Source organism: Rhodococcus sp. R1101, assembly GCF_000278445.1.
GTDB lineage: Bacteria > Actinomycetota > Actinomycetes > Mycobacteriales > Mycobacteriaceae > Rhodococcus > Rhodococcus gordoniae.
Genome location: NZ_AJVB01000849.1, coordinates 1 through 811, shown reverse-complemented (window position 1 = coordinate 811; position 811 = coordinate 1). Strand labels below are relative to the sequence as shown.

1 protein-coding gene is annotated in these 811 nt (G+C 64.7%); it reads left to right on the top strand.

Features of this window, described 5'->3' with window-relative positions; all coding sequences use genetic code 11:
* A partial coding sequence (locus R1101_RS28820) for an AMP-binding protein (RefSeq protein WP_037225249.1) occupies nt 1–811 on the top strand: 811 nt, incomplete at both ends.

Sequence of the window (811 nt, the reverse complement as noted above, 5' to 3'; positions counted from 1 at the left end):
CCTCGAGGTGTGGAACGACACCGCGCATCCCACCGCCTCGGCGACGCTGGTGGATCTGTTCGACGAGCAGGTCTTGCGGGTGCCGGATGCGTCGGCGTTGGTGTTCGAGGGTGGGTCGCTGAGTTATGCGGAGTTCGATGCGCGTGTGAATCGTCTTGCGCGCAGGTTGATTTCGGAGGGTGTGGGTCCGGAGTCGACGGTGGCGCTGGCGATGCGTCGTTCGGTCGAGTTGCTGGTCGGTATGTATGCGGTGGTCAAGGCCGGTGGCGTGTATGTGCCGGTGGATCCGGATCAGCCGGACGAGCGCAATGCCTACATTCTCGACACGGCCGCTCCGGTGGTGGTGCTGTCCACCGAACGCGACGAGTTCACGGCACCGGGGGAGAAGTCTGTCCCCATCCTGCTGCTCGACAGCCTGGATCTGTCCGAGCTGTCCGCGGTGCCGGTGACCGACACCGAGCGGATTGCGCCGTTGCGTGCGTCGAACACGGCGTATGTGATCTTCACGTCGGGTTCGACGGGCCGGCCGAAGGGTGTGGCGGTGCCGCACGCGGCGATCGTCAACCAGTTGCTGTGGAAGCGTGAGTATTTCGGTCTCGGCGTCGATGATGCGGTGCTGTTGAAGACGGTGGCGACGTTCGACCTGTCGGTGTGGGAGTTCTGGTCGGCGCTGGTCTCCGGTGGTCGTGTGGTGATCGCGTCGGCCGACGGTCATCGGGATCCGGCGTATCTGAACCGGTTGCTGACGGAGCAGTCGGTGACGACGCTGCATGTGGTGCCGTCGATGCTCGAGGCGTTGATGGTCGACGCC